The organism is Exiguobacterium sp. s140, from assembly GCF_018617035.1.
Lineage (GTDB): Bacteria > Bacillota > Bacilli > Exiguobacteriales > Exiguobacteriaceae > Exiguobacterium > Exiguobacterium profundum.
Genome location: NZ_JACSJK010000001.1, coordinates 20,046 through 37,619, shown reverse-complemented (window position 1 = coordinate 37,619; position 17,574 = coordinate 20,046). Strand labels below are relative to the sequence as shown.

Annotated in this window: 18 protein-coding genes and 3 pseudogenes; 10 read left to right on the top strand and 11 right to left on the bottom strand. The window is 49.6% G+C overall.

The genetic code is table 11. From position 1 onward, the window contains the following. Window positions 1-144: 144 nt before the first annotated feature. Together treR and KNO61_RS17455 are read right to left on the bottom strand one after the other, a co-directional pair. The gene (gene treR / locus KNO61_RS00235; RefSeq protein ID WP_214872450.1) at window positions 145-855 is read right to left on the bottom strand and encodes a trehalose operon repressor; all 711 of its coding nucleotides are present in this window, start codon (window positions 853-855) and stop codon (window positions 145-147) included. A 45-nt stretch (window positions 856-900) separates the two neighbouring features. Continuing rightward, window positions 901-2,094 carry a DegV family protein gene (locus tag KNO61_RS17455; RefSeq protein WP_214872449.1) on the bottom strand — a complete coding sequence of 398 codons (1,194 nt, stop codon included), beginning with the start codon at window positions 2,092-2,094 and terminating at the stop codon, window positions 901-903. A gap of 179 nt (window positions 2,095-2,273) precedes the next feature. On the opposite strand from KNO61_RS17455, the gene KNO61_RS00225 reads away from it, so the two are divergent. Together KNO61_RS00225 and KNO61_RS00220 are read left to right on the top strand one after the other, a co-directional pair. Continuing rightward, window positions 2,274-2,915: a YigZ family protein gene (locus KNO61_RS00225; protein ID WP_012726992.1), complete on the top strand. Its 642-nt coding sequence runs from the start codon at window positions 2,274-2,276 to the stop codon at window positions 2,913-2,915. Window positions 2,916-2,956: 41 nt separating this feature from the next. Further along, a complete protein-coding gene (locus KNO61_RS00220; protein ID WP_078147359.1) occupies window positions 2,957-3,964 on the top strand; it encodes an LCP family protein in 1,008 nt (335 codons plus the stop codon). 39 nt (window positions 3,965-4,003) lie between these two features. Here KNO61_RS00220 and KNO61_RS00215 read toward each other — a convergent pair whose 3' ends face one another. The 5 genes from KNO61_RS00215 to KNO61_RS00195 form a co-directional block, all read right to left on the bottom strand. After that, entirely contained in the window at window positions 4,004-5,056 is a 1,053-nt protein-coding gene (locus tag KNO61_RS00215) for a glycosyltransferase family 4 protein (RefSeq protein ID WP_078147360.1), read from the bottom strand. Window positions 5,057-5,178: 122 nt separating this feature from the next. Then, on the bottom strand, window positions 5,179-5,586 hold the full coding sequence (locus tag KNO61_RS00210) for a Rok-like winged helix domain-containing protein (RefSeq protein ID WP_078147361.1): 408 nt from the start codon (window positions 5,584-5,586) through the stop codon (window positions 5,179-5,181). A gap of 218 nt (window positions 5,587-5,804) precedes the next feature. Further along, complete coding sequence (gene pgmB, locus KNO61_RS00205) at window positions 5,805-6,470, bottom strand: beta-phosphoglucomutase (protein ID WP_012726996.1); 666 nt, start codon at window positions 6,468-6,470, stop codon at window positions 5,805-5,807. Window positions 6,471-6,670: 200 nt separating this feature from the next. Then, window positions 6,671-7,006 carry an Asp23/Gls24 family envelope stress response protein gene (locus KNO61_RS00200; protein ID WP_078147362.1) on the bottom strand — a complete coding sequence of 112 codons (336 nt, stop codon included), beginning with the start codon at window positions 7,004-7,006 and terminating at the stop codon, window positions 6,671-6,673. A 74-nt stretch (window positions 7,007-7,080) separates the two neighbouring features. Continuing rightward, window positions 7,081-8,136: an acyltransferase family protein gene (locus tag KNO61_RS00195; protein ID WP_078147363.1), complete on the bottom strand. Its 1,056-nt coding sequence runs from the start codon at window positions 8,134-8,136 to the stop codon at window positions 7,081-7,083. A 326-nt stretch (window positions 8,137-8,462) separates the two neighbouring features. Here KNO61_RS00195 and KNO61_RS00190 point away from each other — a divergent pair, with 326 nt between their 5' ends. Further along, a complete protein-coding gene (locus KNO61_RS00190) occupies window positions 8,463-8,951 on the top strand; it encodes a hypothetical protein (protein WP_214683800.1) in 489 nt (162 codons plus the stop codon). Window positions 8,952-8,956: 5 nt separating this feature from the next. Here the strand turns inward: KNO61_RS00190 and KNO61_RS00185 are convergent, their stop codons facing one another. Both KNO61_RS00185 and KNO61_RS00180 read right to left on the bottom strand, forming a co-directional pair. Further along, complete coding sequence (locus KNO61_RS00185; RefSeq protein WP_214758384.1) at window positions 8,957-9,556, bottom strand: alpha/beta hydrolase; 600 nt, start codon at window positions 9,554-9,556, stop codon at window positions 8,957-8,959. After that, complete coding sequence (locus tag KNO61_RS00180) at window positions 9,553-10,497, bottom strand: ring-cleaving dioxygenase (protein WP_214872448.1); 945 nt, start codon at window positions 10,495-10,497, stop codon at window positions 9,553-9,555. Before KNO61_RS00180 ends, KNO61_RS00185 begins: the two co-directional genes overlap by 4 nt. A 117-nt stretch (window positions 10,498-10,614) precedes the next feature. On the opposite strand from KNO61_RS00180, the gene KNO61_RS00175 reads away from it, so the two are divergent. From KNO61_RS00175 to KNO61_RS00165, 3 genes are all read left to right on the top strand, one after another. Next, the gene (locus KNO61_RS00175) at window positions 10,615-11,505 is read left to right on the top strand and encodes an ABC transporter ATP-binding protein (RefSeq protein WP_078147366.1); all 891 of its coding nucleotides are present in this window, start codon (window positions 10,615-10,617) and stop codon (window positions 11,503-11,505) included. Beyond that, window positions 11,495-12,688 carry an ABC transporter permease gene (locus KNO61_RS00170; protein WP_214872447.1) on the top strand — a complete coding sequence of 398 codons (1,194 nt, stop codon included), beginning with the start codon at window positions 11,495-11,497 and terminating at the stop codon, window positions 12,686-12,688. The genes KNO61_RS00175 and KNO61_RS00170 overlap by 11 nt, the downstream gene beginning before the upstream one ends. A gap of 64 nt (window positions 12,689-12,752) precedes the next feature. Next, entirely contained in the window at window positions 12,753-13,178 is a 426-nt protein-coding gene (locus KNO61_RS00165) for a hypothetical protein (protein ID WP_078147368.1), read from the top strand. Between the two features lie 67 nt (window positions 13,179-13,245). Here the strand turns inward: KNO61_RS00165 and KNO61_RS00160 are convergent, their stop codons facing one another. Next, window positions 13,246-13,845, bottom strand: coding sequence for a helix-turn-helix domain-containing protein (locus tag KNO61_RS00160; protein ID WP_214687264.1), 600 nt, complete (start codon window positions 13,843-13,845; stop codon window positions 13,246-13,248). Between the two features lie 90 nt (window positions 13,846-13,935). Then, window positions 13,936-14,436, bottom strand: a complete 501-nt coding sequence (locus KNO61_RS00155; protein WP_012727005.1) for a PTS sugar transporter subunit IIA — start codon at window positions 14,434-14,436, stop codon at window positions 13,936-13,938. A 208-nt stretch (window positions 14,437-14,644) separates the two neighbouring features. On the opposite strand from KNO61_RS00155, the gene KNO61_RS00150 reads away from it, so the two are divergent. The 4 genes and pseudogenes from KNO61_RS00150 to KNO61_RS00140 form a co-directional block, all read left to right on the top strand. Then, window positions 14,645-16,339 carry a M3 family oligoendopeptidase gene (locus KNO61_RS00150; protein WP_214872446.1) on the top strand — a complete coding sequence of 565 codons (1,695 nt, stop codon included), beginning with the start codon at window positions 14,645-14,647 and terminating at the stop codon, window positions 16,337-16,339. A 107-nt stretch (window positions 16,340-16,446) separates the two neighbouring features. Then, window positions 16,447-16,686: pseudogene (locus tag KNO61_RS00145) on the top strand (Lrp/AsnC family transcriptional regulator); the annotation flags it as partial. Window positions 16,687-16,850: 164 nt separating this feature from the next. Then, window positions 16,851-16,979, top strand: a pseudogene (locus KNO61_RS17450) (helix-turn-helix domain-containing protein); the annotation flags it as partial. Between the two features lie 17 nt (window positions 16,980-16,996). After that, window positions 16,997-17,500: pseudogene (locus KNO61_RS00140) on the top strand (RNA-guided endonuclease TnpB family protein); the annotation flags it as partial. Between the last annotated feature and the right edge of the window lie 74 nt (window positions 17,501-17,574).

The window sequence follows — 17,574 nt, the reverse complement described above, 5'->3', positions numbered from 1 at the left end:
CAAAGTATAACTTATCTATATAAGTTAAGTCAACAACTTATATATATGAGTTGAACATGAAAGTTTTGCGTTGTGATTTACTGTTAAAATTCCCCTATTTTGACTTAGGACAAACAAAAAACCCCTTCCTGTACGAAAGAGGTTTTAGCGCCGGGCAACGTCACTGAACTGGAACTTGTCCAAGCGGTGACGCGACTCCGTATATTCAAATTGTTGTCCTTCATATAAGAACGTATCGTTCGTGATGACGATGACGTATTCATAGTCATGCAAGTCGAGCCGCTTCCGGTCGAGTTCTGTCACGTCTTCCGCTGCAATCTTTCGTTTGGCATAGCTGATCTGTAGGCCGAGCTCTCCTTCGATATATCCATAAATCGAACGAGCCGCAATCTCTTCTGTTAATCCAGGGACGAGGTCTTTGACGAAATAGTTGATATCTAAGATGACGTTCTCCCCGTCAAAGTTCCGAACCCGTTCGATGCGAAACACGTGCGTCCCTGCCGCCAAATTCATCCGTTCGGCGAGCCAAGTCGGGGCCTCTATCTCTTCAAACGAAGCGACGTGGGTCTGAATAGAACGACCGAGCATGCTCGCGTACACTTCTGAGAAACTGACGATGCCGTTGAATTGAAACTCGATCTGGTCTCGTTTCAATACGAACACGCCTTTTCCATGATGCTTCCGGACATACCCGTTTTCCTGTAACAGATCGAGCGCTTTTCGGACGGTTCCCCGGCTGGCCTCGAACTGATGCATCAACTCGGTCTCAGACGGAAGCTTTGAGTCAGCGGGTCTTGTTCCATTTCGCATCTCTTCTGCCAGACGCTCAAAGATTTGGCGATATTTCGCCATCACATTCCCTCCTCCATTGAAAAAGACGACCTTAGACGGTCGTCTCTCTTACCATTCGCGACGATACCACGTGATGCCGATTGCACCAGGTCCGAGATGCGTTCCGATGACGGGACCGAAATGGCTTCCCGAGATGTGTGCTTTCGGGAACTTCTGTTTCATCGAAGCGAGCTCTTCCGCCTGACGCTCCGGGCAGTTGGCGTGAATGATGCCGATGCAGTAGCCTTCCCCGTCTCCGACAATCGTGCTCGACTCAAACCCGACACCGTAGTCGCGGACGTGAATGTGAATCACATCACTCGCCTGCTCGACATTGACGATGATTTCGGCAGTTTTTGCATGTTTGATCGCATTTTGGACCGATTCTTGAACGAGACGGAACACGTTAATCTCCAGTTTCTCCGGTAATCGCGCACGCGACCCCCGATAGTTGAGACGTGTCTTGATCGCCGTATACTCCTCCGTTTGATGGAGATAGCGTTCGAGCGTCGGCAAAAAGCCCAAATCGTCAAGCGACATCGGACGTAAATCATAGATTAAACGACGGACGTCGACGAGCGCCCCACGAATCAACTTTTTCAATTCATGTAATTCGGCAAACGCCTCGTCTTTTCCTCGTTTGTCAAACGTCTTTTCAATCAGGTCGGCCCGTATCAAAATATGAGCAAGCGATTGCGCTGGTCCATCGTGCATCTCGCGGGCGAGATGGCGCCGTTCGCGCTCGGCCGCTTCGAATACGCCGATGGCCATCTCTTGCTTCTTCATCATGTCCGAATACTCTTGCTGTAGGTCATCCCGTAAGAAGTTCAAGACGACACTCACACGACCGATCAACTTTTCGGCACGTTCGATCGTATCCTCTAAAATGAGCAGACGACGCTCTAAGTCATTCCGGCGTTGCTGTGCCGCCATCTCTTCTTTTTGAACAAGAAAACGCTCGAGTTGCATTTGATTCGCCCGTTCGTAGGCTTCACGAATTTCTTGTTCACTATGTATATGAAACTTTTTACTGACTTGAACGAGCTTGGCCTTTGAAGCTTTCACGATTCGGTCGAGTCGATCGGATTCCTCGATGTAGAACTCGATTTTATCCGTCAATTCTTTTAACTCATTTTGAATTACTGAATATTCAGTTGCAGAACTTTCGGTTATACGGACAATCTCCTCTTTACTTTCCGTCACCGTTTCAATCATATTTGTTATGATATGTTCTAAAGCAGTCCGATCGGTAATATGATTCACGATGCCATCCCCTAATAGTTCGGTAGTTAATCCTCATCTATTCTTATATATCGTCCCACCCTAAACAGGTTTACAGCGGACATAAGAGATTTTTTATAATTCCATTCGCTAGAAGTAGCGTATGTGCCTACTTGAATTCTAAAAAAAATATTCAAAAATAGAAAGGAGAATTTTCAGAAATGTCTATTGAGTCAAATTATACTATAAAACAAAGTGGAACATACGAAGTCGTTATCCAAAAATCAAAATTTATTGCTCATTTCAAACGTGTCGAAACCGAGGAAGAGGCGCAGACGTTCATCCAAGCCATCAAGAAAGAGCATTGGAACGCAAACCATAACTGTTCCGCCTACATCATCGGGGAACGAAACGAGCACCAGAAAGCGAATGACGACGGTGAGCCGAGCGGTACGGCCGGCATGCCGATGCTCGAGGTGTTACGCAAACGCCACTTGAAAGATACAGTCGTCGTCGTGACACGTTATTTCGGTGGAATCAAGCTCGGTGGCGGCGGACTCATACGTGCTTACGGTGGAACTGTGAGCGAAGGACTCGATGCGATCGGAATCGTCGAACGTCTACCGATGCAACAATTGACACTCACCGTCGACTATACTTGGATTGGGAAAGTCGAAAATGAGTTGAGACAGTCTAGCTACCTGCTCGATGACATCATCTACGCCGACCTCGTCACGTTTCATGTGTCGGTCCCCGTGGAAGAGACAGAGGAGGCACTCGCTTGGCTAACAGACATGACGAACGGTCAAGGTCAGCTTCAAACTCATACAATCCGCATCATCGAACGTGATTTCAAACGCTGAAACGCCTATACTAAAAGAAACGACTGAAATGAGGAAACAACATGGAAACACCCCCACGCAAGAAAAAATCACCTTGGAAAATTGTCCTCATCGTGTTGGGTGTCGTATTGCTGATCGGTGGTTCCGCTTTCGGCTATTTTGTCTTCAAAGCGAATGAAACCGCCGAAAACGCGAACAAGGCGTTGGAACGTGGCGACAAGTCAGAACGTCGCGACGAGACCATCGACTTGACGAAAGATCACTTTTCCGTCCTGTTAGCAGGAGTCGATGGCGGCGCCTCGCTCGAGGAAGGACGGACCGATTCGCTCATGGTCGCCACGTTCAACAAGGAATCGCGGCAAGTGACGCTCGTCAGCATCCCACGCGACTCATATGTCGACATCATCATCGACGATGAGGATCCGTTCAAAGACAAGATCAACCATGCTTACGCTTACGGAGGCATTGACACGACCATCGCGACCGTCGAGAACCTGCTCGACATCCCAATCGATTACTATGCGACCATCAACTTTGATGGAATCGAAGATTTGGTCGATGCGGTCGGTGGCGTCGAGATCGATGTCCTCATCCCCATCTCCGGAAAAGCGACCGGAAATGTCGAGCTAGAGCCTGGCGTTCAAGTCTTGAACGGAAAAGAAGCACTTGCCTATGCGCGGATGCGGAAGCAAGACCCTGCCGGCGACATCGGTCGAGCCGGTCGACAACAGCAAGTCATCGAGGCCATCATCAACGAGGCGACGACCATCAACTCGTTTACGAAGCTGAACCGGATCATGAATGCCGTCGGCGAGAACATTCGAACAAACATGTCGTTGTCAGAGGCTTCTCAGCTTCAACCGTACGCAAAATCGTTGAAGTCGTTTAACCGAGAAACGCTCGAAGGGAACGATTTGACGTTAAACGGTGTGTATTATTACGAACTCGACCCTGTTGACCTTCGCGATGCTCAGGCGCTTCTGCAAACGGAACTCGGCATGCCTGTGACAGCGGATGAACCATCGACAGACGAAACGGACGATTCGATGACCGAAACGACCACATACTAAAAAAGTAACCGGTATCGTCACGCGATACCGGTTACTTTTTTACGCTCTAGGTCGTCCGAGCAATCGTCGGGACGTACGGATGATAGGTTTATAGTTCGGATGAATCAGTTCAGTCGATTCCACGATCAATTCGATGACAATTAACACGACGATGAACGTGATGACCGCACCGAGCATCGTCGTCTTGGCGAACAAGATGGATGAGATGCCAAAGAATAAGGTCATCCCGTACATGAGTAGGACCGCCTGCCGTGTCGTGAAGCCCATATCGATCAACTGGTGATGCATATGCGATTTATCCGGCGACATCGGCGGTCGTCCCTGGACGAGTCGACGCACGATGGCGAAGATCGTATCCGAGATCGGTAACCCGAGCAAGAGGACCGGCACAACGAGCGAGAACAACGTCACGTTCTTAAATCCGATGAGCGAGAAGACAGCGAGCATATATCCGAGGAACAGTGCCCCCGTATCGCCCATAAAGATTTTCGCCGGGTAGAAATTATGGACGAGAAACCCGAGTGTGCTCGCAAGGAGCAAGAGCGCCATCATCGTCAAATAGACGTTTCCCTGAATGATGGCCAAGACAGCAATCGTCCCGAGGGCGATGCTCGACACACCTGCGGCGAGACCATCGAGACCGTCAATCAAATTGATGGCATTCGTGATCCCAATCAGCCAGAGGACGGTGATCGGGATGCTCCATGACCCGAGGTAGAGTTGCTGGTCGAACGGAAGATTGATGAGTTCGATTCGCATCCCCGAGTTCAAGACGACGACAGTCGCAATCATCTGCCCCATCAGCTTGACGCGGGCCGATAGTTGGAACCGGTCATCAATCAGTCCCGTAAGGAGAATCACGACAGCCCCAATCAAGATGGCATCGTTATAACGACTCGTCGGAAGCAGCAAGGCATAGCCGATGAAGAATGCGATAAAAATCGCAAGACCCCCGATTCGTGGCATCGTCCGTAAATGTACTTTTCGTGCGTTCGGATGATCGACCGCACCGATGAAAAATGCGAATCGACGAACGAGCGGTGTAATCAAGATGGCCATCACAAAACTGACCAACATGGCAATCCATAGCATGGGCCGACAGTTCCTCTCTCAAAAAAATAGACTCTGGCGAATTATATCATATTTTGAATTCATGAGTAGATATCAGTCCGTTTACAACAAAAGCCGATGAGGCGTTCCCCATCGGCTCAGGATTATGAAAGTGTCGATGCCACTTCTTCTGTCGGTTCGTATGTATACAAGCCGCGACCAATTTTTTTGATTTCTGGATTGACCCCTTCAATCTTCACCATCAATTGGTAAATGTTGCTGATGTGATGACGGTAACGAAGTTCAAGTTCCATTTGAATATCACGTACACTCATCGTCTGACGCTCCTTCAATAGATCCGTCACTTGATGAACGTACACCTCGAGCGGATAACGCTGGTTCACACGTCGTGGACGTAGGCGTTTTGACGCATCAGTCATTGGGTCCTTCTCTTCTCTATCTCGACTCAATTCCGCAATCAAATACTCGGCACGTCGTTGCAATTGACGATACGACTCTTCAATTTCCATTAATTCTCGATAAATGTGGTCATTGACATTCGTAGATTCCATACACAAATCCCCTTCTACATCCAATTATAATTTGGAATTCCCTAATTTAAATCAGCAATTCCTAATAATCCCTCTATATCTTCTATAAAAGTGTAACGGATTTGTAATGTGTTTGTCATCTCTTTTTGGGCAATTCTGTCTATTTAGGACTTTTGACTCAAAAAAAGACGACGACTGTTCGGGGCAGTCGTCGTCTCACGGAAGATGATTGTAGCCATTTACACGTGAACGCGTTCGAGGATGCGTTCAAGTGAAAGTTCGTCAGTAGAAGCGACGATGAGGTCTGCATGACCAAGCATCGATTCTTCTCCGACGGCGACAGCAAACATATTTGCCGCTTTGATTGCAGTTACGCCGGCAGCCGCGTCTTCAACGCCGATGGCGAGTTCGGGTTTCACACCAAGGGCAGAAGCGGCCTTCAAAAACACTTCGGGGTGTGGTTTTGACTGGGCGACAGTTGCTGCATCGACGATATGGTCGAAGTAATGGCGGACACCAAGTGCATCAACGACCGCAAATGCGTTCTTTGAAGCAGAAGCCATTCCAATTTTGAGTCCCGCCTCTTTGATTTCATCGAGGAATGAAACGATACCAGGAAGAAGATCGTCGGATGAGATATGTTGAATGAGTTCAACGTAGTGCTCGTTTTTCTTTTGTGCGAGTTCTTCTTTCTCTTCCGGTGTGAAATCGTTCTGTTTACCGCCGAGCGTAAGAATCCGCTCAAGCGACTCAGTTCGACTCACGCCTTTAAGCGTTTCGTTGAATTCGCGGTCAAATGGAATTCCGAGCTCTTCACCGAGCTGCTTCCAAGCGAGGTAATGGTACTCTGCCGTGTCAGTGATGACACCGTCCAAATCGAAAATCACTGCTTCAATCGTTGACATACATGCTTTCCGCCTTTCCTTCAAATGCTTGTGTCGTCAGACTACATTTAGGGAACTTGACAAGTACCCGCCGCACGTTTGGTCAATGATGCAAACGGTTGCACTTGTTCGATTTCTATTATAAATGAAAACGTTATCTTGATGCAACCGTTTTCGCAAAAATCAAAAAAAGAGAAGAGCCTGTGCTCTCCCCTTTCTTATCACAGCTGAATTCCGACCACTTTCACGTTCACAGAACGTGGTGTCATCGCAAGCATCGTGTCCATATCTTGCGTGATGCGCTCTTGGACGGCCGTCACCGTTTTGATGATCGACTGTCCGTAAGCGATGTAAAGCGATAGGTTGATGGTGATGCCTTTGTCCGACTCATCGACTTTCACGTGTTTCATGAGCGCACGCTCTGACAATTTCGTGTCTTCTTGCGTGAACGAGACGTATTTCGTTTCTTTGACCGCGACCGCGGCGATCATTTCAACGACGTGACGTGATACGTTCACGTCGCCTTCTGTGCTGTACATTCCATTTTCGTATGGCATAGGGTCACTTCCTTAACTCTAGTTTCGTTTCTTCTTAATAAAGTGTAGCGGAAATGTTGCGTTTAGAAAAGACTTTACCCTTTTACACCTTTCGTATTTTGGACACGCTTCACGTCAATCTCGACGAGCGGACGCAAGAGACGGACCATCGGTGGACTGATAATCACGAGGACCATCACAAAGGCGACCCCGAACAAGACGAGCAGTTGCATCCATGATGTCGGCATGAACCCAGCCGGTATAAACGCCTTCCAGGCGACAACAAAGAAGACGTGGACGAGATAGACGTACAGACTATACTGCCCGGCACGCGAAAAAATCGGGAGCTGTCGTCCTGGGATGATGAGCGCGAAACTAATTGACATGAGGAGCGACACCGTATAAACGATCAAAAAGGCGAACGGTCCACTCCACATCGCCTCTGGGACGGCCGTGTCATAGGCGAAACGGAATTTGAACAAGTTCCCGATATGATAGAACGTATCGTCTTGCTGGACGCGCATCGAGACCAAGAGCCCCAGTGTGAGCGCGGTGAAGACAATCGCCCCACCGATGCGATATCGGTTCCGGTGCTCGGCCCGTTTCGGTAACTCAAAGAAGTTGAGCGTATTGCGCTCGGACATCCAGTTCCCAATCAAGAAGAACGGATAGAACATGATGACTTTCCGCAACGCGAAATACCCCGTCGCCTCGGCTTGGAATCCGAACAGGAGCGCGAATAGTAGTGCATACAACACGTACCCCTTCAGTTGTGTCACATACGGGGTGATGATGTACCAGAAAATGATGGCCATCAGATACCAAAGCGCCCAGTATGGCTTCAACAAATTTAGACCCGGATTTTCAAGTGAGAAAATCGGAATCCCTTCTGTAAATGCGAACCATGACCCAAGGATGACCTGCCAAATGACATAGACCACGAATAGCTGGATCACGCGCAAATAGCGGTTCTCCCGATAAAAGTAACCGCTCAACATGATGAACAACGGCATGTGGAAGGTATACAGGAACAGATACACCCACTTTGGTAAAATATCGTCATAAGCGCCGCGGACTTCGGTCAACAAGTGTCCGAAGACGACGAGTAGGACAAGCACTCCTTTAATATTGTCATACCAATAATTTCTCATAACATTCCCTCTTGCTCTCTATGATAACTGCAATGAAGCTGACCTTCATGTTTTCACGTTCTCTTTACAGACAGAATCCATATAGGTCTTGGAAAAATCCCTCACCTATCATAAGCGATTCATCCACAAAGTGAAATTACGTTTCAACAAAATTTTCATGTCTTCACTGTCATCATTCCCATAATTCGAAGAATGCAAGCCGAAACGTCAAAAAATCCTCACGATTCAGCATGTTGTGTGCGTATTCAAATAGACGGAATTGGGTACAGTATAGTATAGTAGTGTTACTTAATATTCAGAATATTCTAATAAAGGAGGTGGAGAGAATGGCATCGATCATCCGGAATCGACATCATATGGTGCACGACCCAAAACGTTCATTCTCTAACTTCGGATTCTGGTGGTTCATCAGCGTCTTTTCCGTCGGATTGCTCCTTGTCGCCTTCGAGTCCGTCCGCAACGGGTTCTCTGCCATTCATCCTGTCTTATCTAGCATGGTTTTCCTCGGTCTCACGTTCGTGCTCGGTGTCTGCGCCAAGCTGGCTCGTGACGTCTGGTGGCTCAACTACTTACTTGAGCGCACCCAAAACCGCTACTTATACATCGGTGGCGACACGCTCCAAAGTTGGCAGTATACGCTCGACTCGATTTGGTTGCTCACGCGCACCTCACAAAAAAAGCTCGGCCGATTGTATATCCAAATCGACCGAACTGTGCGTGCTGAGGAAGCGAAACGTTTATTCGCCGCCTATTTGATTGACCGAGGGGTCCTCGTCGTCTATTCTCGTCCGAACAAACCGAAAAAAATGGCTTGAATGAATCAGTCGAGGTATGCGGCAATCCATGTCCGTGCTGCCTCGACTTCTTCCATGCGAAGTTCATGTCCTCCCGAGTGATAGAAGAGCTCGACGTCCGCTCCCGCGTTTCGGAGTGTCGACGTCAGCTCTTCTGTTTCTGTTTTCGGGCAAATCGGGTCGCGTTCGCCAGCCGAGATGAACACGTTCGTTCCTGACAAGTCAGGTAGCGTCAATGAACGGTCCGGTACCATCGGGTGGAATAGGAGTGAAGCAGTGAACGCCGGATGACGGTAAAGTGCCGACCCGATCAAATTCGCCCCGTTCGAATAGCCGAGCGGGATCATCTTGTCTCGGTCGATACCATACGTTGTCGCAGCTTCATCTAAAAACTGAAGGAAGCGCTCTGTCTGTTTCTTTAAATCTTCAAGGTCGAGCACCCCTTCCGCGTGGCGACGGAAGAAACGGGACATCCCGTTTTCAATGACATCCCCTCGAAGCGTCAAGATGTTCGCCTCGGTCGACAGTTCTTTCGCGAGCGGAATCAAATCCTGCTCGGTCCCTCCAGTTCCGTGTAATAAAACGAGTGTCGTCTCTTTGGTACCTTGAATGAATTGATGAATCATATGCGTTCTCCTCTCGGGATCGTTATTGTTGGTAGTGTGCGGACGATTTTATCTCGGTCCGCTTCGAGCCATGGCGGTAAGCGCAACGTCTCACCAAGCGTGTCAACGGATTCGTCCACGGTGAATCCAGGTACGTCCGTCGCGAGTTCGTGCAGGATGCGACCGGCATCATGGAAATAGACGGAGCGGAAGTAGTTTCGTTCTTTCACTTCGGTCGGTCTTAACCCAAGGTCAAAGATGGCATCTTGCCAGGTCGGATAATGTTCTCCGTCAGAAATGCGCCACGCGATGTGATGAACTGTTCCCGTCCCAGGGACCCCGTTCGGTAAAATCGTTTTCTTCACATCGATGACGTTCCCGTAATCTGCTGACCCTCTCAAACGGATCCACTCTTCATCCTCTGCGACCCGTTCAAAGCCGAACAGTTCCGTCAACAAGCGCACGGTTTCGTCCGGTGCTTTCGACAACAAGGTCGCTCCGGCGAATCCGACAATTGCTTCATGTTCTGTGATACCGGGGATGACCCAGCGTGTCTGTTTAGAGCTCGGTCGGGCGACGAGTTCGACGACGAGTCCGTCCGGGTCTTCAAATAAAAGTGATGCCTCGCTGAACCGTTCAGTGGCGACGGTCGCGATGCCGTGCTGTTGTAGTCTTTCTTCCCAGAACGGTAAACTTCCTGCCAGTACGAGATAAGTCGTCACGCCAACCTGTCCGCTCCCGACCTGCCCTTTCCCTAAGCCCGGGATCGGGAAAAACGTGATCACCGTCCCTGGTGTTCCGACTTCGTCCCCAAAATAGAGATGATACGTGCCCGGGTCATCAAAATTGACGGTCTGTTTCACGAAGCGGAGACCGAGTACCTGTCCATAAAAATCTAGCGTACGTTGCGGGTCTTGTACCATCGACGAAATGTGATGGATTCCCGTAGACTGCGTTTTCATTGTCATCCTCCTTTTATTATCTTGATTTCAAGATAAATCTTTTACCAGAAAAAGTGAAACTTTTTGCTCAAGGTGGCGTACGATAGAAGAAGAGACATTCTAAGGAGGGAATAGAATATGGCATTACATATCGAACGCGTCACCAAGGAGTTTGGTGACTTCAAAGCTGTCGACGACCTCACGTTCCGCGTCCCACAAGGGGAAATGTTTGGTTTGCTCGGTGCAAACGGTGCTGGAAAGACTACGACGTTCCGGATGATCCTCGACATCTTGAAGCCGACCGATGGGAGTATCACGTGGAACGGTAAAGCGGTCGACCATCGCATCGTCGGCTATTTGCCCGAGGAACGTGGCCTGTATCCCAAATCCCAAGTGCGTGAACAGCTCGTCTTTCTCGCAAGCCTAAAGGGCATGCGCGGGAGCGATGCCAAACGCGCGGTCAAGTCATGGCTCGAACGCCTTGAAATTCCTCAATATGAAACGATGCGCGTCGAGCAGCTATCAAAAGGGAATCAACAGAAGATTCAGCTCGTCGCAGCCCTGCTCCATAACCCGGAACTCGTCATCTTAGACGAACCGTTCAGCGGCCTCGACCCGGTTAACGTTGAAATCCTGAAGCGTGAAGTTCTCGCGTTGCGTGACGCCGGGACGACCATCGTCTTCTCGAGTCATCGAATGGAACATGTCGAAGAATTGTGCCAACACGTCGGCATCTTGAAAGGTGGCCGTGCCGTCGTAAGCGGTGACGTCCCGACAATCAAGTCGAGATACGAAGAACCTGCCCTCTTTATTGAAACGGACCAGATTCACATTCTCGAGTCGCTCCCAGTCGTGGAGACAATCGAGCCTTTCAAATCCGGTCATCTAGTACGCTTACATTCTTTCGAAGACAGTGACGCCGTCCTGTCGGCACTCGTCCGTCATCAGGCGAACGTGAAGACGTTCATGCGCCAACCGGTATCGCTCAATGACATCTTCATCAAGGAGGTCGGACAGCATGTTTCATAACTTTGGACCGCTCTATGCGTTCACACTCAAATCGAGAATTCGTTCAAAAGCATTCCTCATCTCGACGGCGCTAACCATCCTGTTCATCTTCGGGTTTACGAACATCGACCGCATCATGTCTACGTTTGAGGATTCCGAGCAAGCGAGCGCACTCGTCGTGTCTGAGAACAAAGAAATCGTCGACACGATGAGATCACTCGGCTATGAAGACGTCGCCTCTAGCGACATTACGGAAGAAGAGGCACGGACCGGCATCAACGACGGAGAGTATGGGGTCGTCGCTTTTGTTGACGGCTATGATGCTCGCGTTATCTCCGAACGCCCGGAGCAGGAGTTCACGACCCTCTTGCAAACATCTTTACAACAGTTGCGCAATGCGGAATTGATCGAATCGTCCGATGTCGACCCGGCCATCATCGCTGCCCTCAGCGAACCGATCCAACTCGACGAGTCCTATCTCGGACGCGGTGGAGAGAACTCGGATGAGCTCCTCTCGTCTTCGGCGCTCGTTTACGTCATGTTGATGCTCCTGTACATTTCGATCATCACGTACGGATCGATGATTTCAACAGAAGTGACGACGGAGAAGTCATCGCGTGTCATGGAGCTCATCATCTCCACGACTCATCCGGTGACCCATATGCTTGCGAAAGTGACCGCTATCGGGACACTCGCCCTCATCCAAATCGGGATCTTCCTCGGGTTTGGTTATGTGAGTGCGAGTGGTAGCGAGCTGGCGACGACGGTCATCGAGAACGCCGGCAACGCACGGGCTGTCATCTATCTACTCGTCTTCTTCTTGCTTGGGTACTTGTTGTACGCCTCACTCTTCGCTGTCCTCGGTTCACTTGTCAGCCGTGTCGAAGAGTCACAACAAATGGTCATGCCGGTCATCATGCTCCTCGTCGCTGCATTCTTAGTGGCGATGTTTGGATTGAACAACCCGGATGCGACCATCGTGACCATTCTCTCGTTCGTCCCGTTCTTCGCTCCGATGCTCATGTTCCTTCGCGTCATGCTCGTCGATGTGGCTGTTTGGGAAGTGGCGCTTTCGATTGGGTTACTCATCGGAACGATCGGTGTCACGTTGTGGATTGGCTCGAAATTCTATCGTGGCGGCGTCTTGTTCTATGGAACGAACGCTATTAAACAATGGCGACAAATATTACAAAACCGTCAATAACGTTTACAGCAAATTCGTTTTCGTTTACTCTAAAGAATGTGCAAAATGAGGAGGAAAACGAACTATGCGATCACGATTACTCGCAGCCTTAATCTTTACGTTTATGACGACGCTCACGACGTTCATCTGTTATACCGTCTTCTTAGATGCGGATGCGTTATGGCAAATCCTGCTTGCCTATGCAGGCAGTGCGTTCATCGGAACGCTCGCGTTTTGGTATCCGGTCAGCAGACGCTCTCAAACGTCCCGCTTCGGTGGCGCATGGATCGGCATCATGATTACTGCAGCGACACTCATTGGCTTCACCGTCATCCGTTTCACATTCCGCGGGGACGCAGCAGCATTGCTCGACTGGCAAACGATGCTGGCGAGTCTTGCCTACACATTCGGTTATGTCGGATGGGTGCTCACAATCTTGAATATCGTGCTCGGCTTCTTACTCGCCGGCACACGTCCAAAAGTACGCTACGAAGCGCGTCCGACGCGCTGATTGAAGTGACCAGGGATTCTCCTGGTCACTTTTTTGTGCACAAAAAAAACCGTAGAATGCTCTACGGTCATTGCAATTTATACGATTTATCCACGACACCATACTCCGCGTACTGGAATGAGTTGTCTGCGAATTGGTCTGGGACAAGCCGTTCCACATAGCGGGCGAACGGGACGATGTGACGCGTCCTGTCATGTGACCGTCCGAGATCAAGCACCGCATCGACGAGCGCTTCGAGTGCATGGTGTGACGTCGGTTCCTCGTCTTCTTTGAAAATGCGATGTAACTCCTCTTCGTGCATCAAGTCAAAGATGCGCATCCGTACTTCGAGTTGCCGTTGCATTTCTTCGACGGACTTCCCGTGCATCGCTTCTTCATAGGCGAGCTTCATCTGTTCGAGTTCCGGTACTTTTCCTCGCATGAGTACTTTGAGCGACTCGCCCGTCCAAATATGGCGGGCCAAATAGTTCGGGTCGATTTGCAAAGCGTCTGCGAGCGCCTCTATGTAAGGCATGGTCGGATAGACCTCACTCAGTTCGGTACGTCGGATAAAGTACGGGGCGACGCCAATCTGTTCCGCAAGCGTCTCAATCGACAATCCGGCCCGTTCCCGTAATATTCGTATCCGATCCCCGTATCCCCGGTATGGTGCATTTTTTCCATCCATCTCAATTCCCCCTTCCCTCTCTTCATTATAATTCCCGCATTCGCAAAAAAATACTCGGAAGCCTAAGCTCCCGAGTCATGGGTCGTCTTCTTATTTCTTTGTCAACTCGACGACTTCCGAAGATCCAGCTGTCACCGTGTCGCCTTCTGCGACAAGTTTGTTCACGCCGAAGCTGTCGTGGTTCGTGATGATGATCGGAGTGATCGTCGATGGCGCGTTCGCTTTGATGAAATCGAGGTCGAACGTGACGAGTGGGTCGCCTGCTTTGACAGATTGACCTTCTGTAACGTGTGTCTCGAAGCCTTCACCTTTAAGGTTTACCGTATCCAAACCGATGTGAATCAAGTATTCCGCACCGTTGTCCGCGTTGATACCGATCGCGTGTTTTGTTGGGAATACTGTCGCGATTGTTCCGCTAACCGGTGAGACGACTTTTCCTTCAGTCGGCTCGATTGCGATCCCGTCACCCATCATTTTTTGTGAGAATACTTGGTCCGGTACGTTCGTGATGTCGACGACCTTTCCTGTAAGCGGTGAAACCGCGTTGAGTTGTTCTTCTTTACCACCAAAAAGTTTTTTAAAGAATCCCATAGCTTAATCCCTCCAACATGTTCTATTGAATCGAAGTCTTCACTTTTATACCCGAAAAGCTAATACTTCAATCCCTACCCCATTAACGGTATAGTTGTAATAAGGTAGTGCGAAATCGTTTTACACATCGTAAGAATACGAGTGTGCAATCGCTTTTGCAAGCCCTTTTTACACTTTGTAAAAATTTCACACGATGGAGGCGCTTACAATGACGACTTTCACAAAATTGTCATATGAACGGCCCGACTTGGACGCTTTAAATAGCAGATTGTCGGACTATTCTGCCGAATTACAGCAAGCCAGCACACTCGAGGAAGCGAACGAACTCATTCGCCAAATCAACAAAGAACGGAACGACTTTGAGACACAAAGTCAACTCGTCGCGATCCGACATTCGGTCGACACACGCGATTCGTTTTACGAAGAAGAACAGGCCTTCTTTGACGACGCACTTCCGGTCTATGAGAAGGAGATTCAAGCGTACTATCGCGTCTTGACGAACCACGAGCTTCGCACTGAACTCGAAGCGGAATGGGGCAGCCAACTGTTCTCTCTCGCCGAGCGCGCACTTGAAACGTTCGAGGAGTCACTCATCCCGAAACTGCAGGAAGAAAACCGCCTCGCGACAGCTTATCAGAAGGTCATGTCCGCTGCGCAAATCGAGTTTGACGGCAAGACACTCAACTTGTCACAGTTCGGCCCATATCTTCAATCACCAGACCGTGATGTCCGAAAAGCCGCATCTGTCGCCCGCTATACATACCTTTCTGATAACGGCGATGAGCTCGACCGCATTTATGGGGAACTCGTACGCGTCCGTACGGAAATCGCTCACGCCCTTGGCTTCCCGTCATTCGTCGAACTCGGTTATGCACGGATGCAGCGTGTCGGTTATGACGAGTCGATGGTCGACAACTTCCGGAAACAAGTCCGTGACGTCATCGTCCCGCTCGCTTCTGCTTTGAAAGAAAAGCAGGCGAAACGAATCGATGTCGACCACCTCTATTACTATGACGAGTCGTTCGTCTTCCCAGACGGAAACGCGACACCGCAAGGCGATGAGTCGTTCATCATCGAAGGCGGAAACAAAATGTATCGTGAACTCTCAAATGAGACGGACGAGTTCTTCAAGTACATGCAGGAACGCGGCGCCCTCGACTTGACGGCGAAACCAGGGAAATCTGGCGGCGGATACTGCACGTACTTACCGTCTGAAGGACTTCCGTTCATCTTCTCGAACTTCAACGGGACGGCAGGCGACATCGATGTTCTCACGCACGAAGTCGGTCATGCCTTCCAAGTGTATGAAAGCCGTCATTTGACGACACCGGAATACGCCTTCCCGACTTATGAGGCGTGTGAGATCCACTCGATGTCGATGGAATTCTTCTGTTGGCCATGGATGGAGCTTTTCTTCGGCGACCAAGTCGACAAGTATAAGTTCAATCACTTGGCCGGTAGCATGACGTTCCTTCCGTATGGCGTGCTCGTCGATGAGTTCCAACACGTCGTCTACCGCAACCCAGAGATGACAGCTGCCGAGCGTCGTCAGGCGTGGCGCGATTTGGAGAAGGTCTATCTCCCGCACCGTGATTATGAGACAAATGACTATCTCGAATCGGGCGCATGGTGGCACCAACAAGGCCACATCTTCCAAAGCCCGTTCTACTATATCGACTATACGCTCGCACAAGTATGTGCATTCCAGTTCTGGGTGCGCATGCATGAAGACCGCGAAGCGGCATGGAGCGATTACCTCACGCTCTGTCAGGCAGGCGGAAGCCGTTCGTTCCTCGAACTCGTCGAACTGGCAGGTCTCAAATCACCATTCGCAGACGGCGTGTTGAAAGAAACGATTGATCAAATCGAAGACTATCTCTTGAAACATCCGCTAGCGAACTGATCAGTAAGACCATCGGAAGCTTCCGGTGGTCTTTTCATTTGGGTTCACTTCGTACTGAAGTATGAAAGGCAAATCAATCTTTTTATTACCTAAAAAAGAGAGGAGAAATTGATTACAAACACATTCATGAATTAGAGCACGACAATTGTCTTTCCATGAGCGAACTTGGACGACGTATCAATCTTTCCGATCCTTCCGTTAGCGAGCGGGGTCGACGACTAGAATCATTTGGAGTCATCAAACAATACTCGCTTGTACTTGATCACGAAAAGCTAGGTCTTCCAATTCAATGTATCATCGAGGCAACAGTGAAGAATGGCCAATACGAAGCGTTCCTTCATTATTTAACTAAATCAGGCGAGAATTCTCCCTCCTCTAAGCGTCTCGGGGCGTAGCCCGGCGTAGGTGGGAGATGAATCGCCCGGTCCAACAGTTTTCTCTCCCTATGACAGATGTTACGAACAAAAGTTCGTGATTCCGTCAGATTCTCCCTCCCCTCCTCGGGTATCGGATGAGGAGGACACATCACGATCTTCTGAAGGGAGGAGGGACGGACATGCTGAAAGGCTACACATACAGGCTCCACCCGACGCCGGCACAGGCCGAGTTCCTGGTCCGGACGATCGGCTGCGCCCGATTCATCTACAACAATGGATGGTTTCTGAGAAGATTGAAAACCCTCGCTTTCTTTGCCAATCCGAAGCGAAGGTCAAGAAGTCGCAGCGCGCGTTGTCACGAAAGAAGATCGGAAGCAAGAATCGTGAAAAAGCTAAGCAGATCTTAGCCAAGAAACACGAGAAAATCGCCAATCAACGCAAGGACTTCCTTCACAAGCTGTCGAGACGGATCGTTGACGAGAACCAAGTCATCGTCGTGGAGACATTGAAGTCGAAGGACATGATGAAGAATCACAAGGTAGCGAAGTCCATCGGGGATGTCAGTTGGTACGAGTTCGTCCGTCAACTCGAATACAAGTCAAACTTCTATGGACGGACACTCATCAAGGCAGACCCCTGGTACGCATCCACTCAAATCTGCTCCACTTGCGGAGTAAAGGGCGAGAAGAAAGCGATGGATGTCCTTGAATGGACGTGTGCCTGTGGCGCGCATCATGACCGTGACATTAACGCTAGCATCAACCTATTGATGTTGGCAAACTAAAACGAATTCCTTCAGGGTGGGAACCACCCGACGAGCTTGGTAAATAATCGTGGCTAATAAAAGTACGATCTTCC